3 protein-coding genes and 1 pseudogene are annotated in these 3,586 nt (G+C 73.8%); 2 read left to right on the forward strand and 2 right to left on the reverse strand.

The window, feature by feature from the left end; genetic code table 11:
* Positions 1-11 precede the first annotated feature (11 nt).
* Positions 12-521, reverse strand: a complete 510-nt coding sequence (locus ACWF94_RS36430) for a hypothetical protein (protein WP_453498847.1) — start codon at positions 519-521, stop codon at positions 12-14.
* A gap of 270 nt (positions 522-791) precedes the next feature.
* On the opposite strand from ACWF94_RS36430, the gene ACWF94_RS36435 reads away from it, so the two are divergent.
* A complete protein-coding gene (locus tag ACWF94_RS36435) occupies positions 792-1,271 on the forward strand; it encodes a PPOX class F420-dependent oxidoreductase (RefSeq protein WP_453498850.1) in 480 nt (159 codons plus the stop codon).
* 86 nt (positions 1,272-1,357) lie between these two features.
* Here the strand turns inward: ACWF94_RS36435 and ACWF94_RS36440 are convergent, their stop codons facing one another.
* On the reverse strand, positions 1,358-2,476 hold the full coding sequence (locus ACWF94_RS36440) for an alpha/beta hydrolase (RefSeq protein WP_453498853.1): 1,119 nt from the start codon (positions 2,474-2,476) through the stop codon (positions 1,358-1,360).
* 510 nt (positions 2,477-2,986) lie between these two features.
* On the opposite strand from ACWF94_RS36440, the pseudogene ACWF94_RS36445 reads away from it, so the two are divergent.
* Positions 2,987-3,469 (forward strand): annotated as a pseudogene (locus ACWF94_RS36445) (ATP-binding cassette domain-containing protein); the annotation flags it as partial.
* Positions 3,470-3,586: the final 117 nt, after the last annotated feature.

Genomic DNA, 3,586 nt, shown 5'->3' on the forward strand with positions numbered 1-3,586 from the left:
GCCCTCCCTCGTCAGCTGTCGACGGCGTCCCGGAAGTTCGCGCAGCCGTCCAGCCGCGCGGTGTGCCTGCCGCCCGCGACCTCCACGGACACGGCGGCGAACACCATCCGGTGGCTCTCCCACTTGTCGGTGTACCGCTCCACGGTCAGCTTCAGCGGCACCCGGCTCTCGAACACCGGCTCATGCAGCGACACCTGGAGCGAGGTCACCAGAAACCGCCTCTTCGCCTCGACCAGCGCCACCCTCGGCAGGGCGGCCAGCGCTGCGTCGTGGTTGTTGGTGTAGGCGAACAGCATGGAGGCGAGGGTGTGGTACGAGACGAGCTGGGACACGATCGAGCCGTGCAGCACGGGGCGGTAGGGCGCCCGCTCGCTGACGTCCGCCGCCAGATCGATGTCGAAGACCCCGTGATAGGCCACGCCGTCGTGGGTCATCTCCGATGCCTTCCACGGGGTGTGGCACCAGGAGTCGTTGAGGTCGTCCATGATGTCCGGAAAGCTCGGCGGCTGGGCAGCGGGCAATGTGATCACCTTCGGGTCGGATGCCTGAGCGGAGCGCGGGGGCGGCGGTCCGGCAGACGCCCCCTTGTGTCGCGTTGCGCGGACGATCTACCCATGCGGAAGCGGGTGAGGCGGGGCATTCGGGTGAACCGCGCGTACCCGGGGTGCCGCCCAGGTGGCCACCGGGGCCGCGGGCCCGTCCGGGGCCCGGGATCAGGCGGTTCGCCGGAGTGGTGGTGGTCACGCGGCCCGGTCTCGTACGGTGAGGGCCCTTAGGCCGAGAGGTGAGACATGGACGTGATGAGTCCGGAGATCCGCGCGCGGGCGGCGGGTTCCCATATCTGGTACGTCGCGACCGTCTGTCCGGACGGAGCGCCACACGTCAGTCCGATGTGGCTCGGCATCGAGGGGGATCTGCTGCTGTTCAACACCGCCATCGGCCGCATCAAGGAACGCAATCTGCGGCACGACCCCCGGCTGTATCTGTCGCAGGCCGACCGGGATGACCCCTACGACCGGGTCCAGATCAGGGGCCGCGCCGTCCGCTTCGTCGAGGGGGCGGAGGCGGACCGGGACATCGACCGGCTCGCCCGCAAATATCTGGGCACCGACCGCTTCGAGATGCGGGTCCCCGGGGAGCGCCGGGTGAGCGTGCTGGTCCAGCCGTCGGTGTGCCGCCGGATCATCGGGGTGGAGCGGTTCCCGGCGGGCGTGCTGCCCCCGGAGCCGCCGGAGTCACCGGCGCAGCCGGATTCGCCGGGGGCCGGCTGACGGGTCGGGCCGGGGCGGGCGCCGTTCTTCCGCCCCGGCCGCTTCGGCGGCGCCGGCGCCGAGGCAGGTGCGGCCGGATCGCGGCGTCATTCCCCTCGGGCCCACTGGAAGGTGATCTCGGGGAAGCGGCTGGAGGGGCCCCGCAGCAGGGGAGCCGGGCGTTGGGCGAGAAAGCGCCCGAAGAAGTCGACGGAGTAGGCGCGGACGGCGGCGGTGGCGCGGTCGGGCGCGAGCGTACCGAGGGAGTCCCGCCAGTGCGCGGGCAGCCCGATGGCTTCGGCGTAGTGGGGCAGATCGGTACCACTGAGATGCCCACCGCCGATGAGTCGCAACTGACGGCCCCAGCCCTGGTGCGCGGCACGCCAGCGGGCCCAGGTCTCATGGTCCGGTGACGAGGCGAGCAGCAGGAAGGGCCGGTCCAGGCCGGTGTCGGCGACGGCGGTCCCGAACAGCCCCCCGTCGAGGTCGAGTCCGGCGAGAAATCGCCGGTCCTGGCGCATCGCCTCGGCCGCCGCCGGGCCGCCCATGGAGTGGCCGAGGACTCCGATACGGGGCTTGATGGGATGACGGACGCTCAGCACATCGGCCACGGTGCGCAGATCGGCGGCCCGTACCCCGGTCTCCAGGCGGTCCTGGGCGTCCCAGTCGTCGGGCACGGCGGGCAGGGTGCCGAGGATCAGCCGGCCATCGGGGAAGTGGACGGCGGCGGCGTCATGGGTGTGGTCGACGGCCGCCACCAGATGACCGTGGGAGGCGAGTTCGGTGGCCAGCGAGGTGGTCAGGGCGCGCACCGAGCCCCGGCCGTGGCTGAGCAGAATCAGGGTGGGCCGGCGGACCGGGCGGCGGGCCTCGGGGACACCTGTGCGGATCCGGGCGAGGGAGCCGGGCGTCGCGCCCCAGGTGTTCTCCAGGACCGCCGCGGTCCCGGGGTGGGTGTAGCGGGCGTGGGCGGCGCCGGTCCCAGGGGCGGGGAACCAGAGCTGGACCATGAGTTCACGTGGCCCGGACCGGGGCGCGAAGGGATCGGTACGGGTGCGGTCCACCACCGGGAAGGCCCGGGTGGCGATCGGGTACCGGCCGGTGGGCGAGGGCAGCCTCAGGGGCCGGCCGGGCGACACGGCCGCGGCGGCGTGGGCCGTGCCGGGCAGCGCGGCGGCCACGACGGCACCGCCGGCTCCGAGCAGCAGGGAACGACGAGCGGGCACCGGCACCTCCCAGACGGACACGGGCGCTGGGCACGCCCGGTCACCCGACACCCTAGAAGGTACAGACCAGTTGAGGGGAGAGCCGGGGGAAACGCCCCGGCCCGCAGAGGGGGTTCCCACCGGTCCGCGCGTGCCGGCGCGGCTGCCGGGTGCCGCTCCCCGGGCGGCCCGGCGGTGTGCGTCCGACGGATCGTCACCCCGCGCGACCCCGCCGTACGACCGCACCGTGTCACGCGACCGTCCGTGCGGACCGCACCGTGCGACCGCGCCGTATGCCATGCGACCGCCCGCGCGACCATGCCGTGTCACGCGACCGTCCGCGCGACCGCACCGTGCGACCGTGCCCCGAATCGCTCAACAGTCGCGGCGCCCGGCCGTTCGATTCCACCGGGATGCCCATCGGGACGCCCTCATTGACCAGGGCAGGTGTGCGGGGGGCGACTTCGGGGCAGGGCTGGGGACGTCCTGTGGCCCCCGCGTCCGGAGCCGGGGCAGGAGAGCGGGTGGCTGATGACACAGACCGGACAGGCCCACAGTGGGGCGGGGATCGCGGCCGACGGAGTGGGGTTGCGGCTCCGGGGCGGCCGGGAGGTCCTGCGCGGGGTCACACTCGATGTGAGACCGGGGCAGGTCCTGGGCATCGCGGGCGGCAGCGGCGCCGGCAAGACCCTGCTGCTGGAGACGCTCGCCGGAATCCGGCGGCCCGGCAGCGGACGGGTGCGCCACGACGGCCGGGAACCGGGCGCCGCGGCGGTCCCGTTCGGGTTCGTCCCGCAGGACGACATCGTGCATCAGGGACTGGAGCTGCGCCGCAGCCTGGAGTACGCGGCGGGACTTCGCGGCGCGGACCCGGCGGCCGTCGACCGGGTGCTGCGGGAGCTGGGGCTCCTCGACCGCGCGGGACAGCGCGTCGGCACGCTCAGCGGTGGCGAGCGCAAACGGGCCGGGATCGCGGTGGAACTGCTGGCCCATCCCCGGGTGCTGTTCCTGGACGAGCCGACGTCGGGTCTGGACCCGGCTACCGGCGGGCGGCTCATGGCCGCCCATGGTGGGCGTGCCCTTCTTCCCGGCGTGACCGCGGGGGCCGTCGTCGCGGATGAACTGGCCGTA

Source organism: Streptomyces sp. NPDC055078, assembly GCF_053607985.1.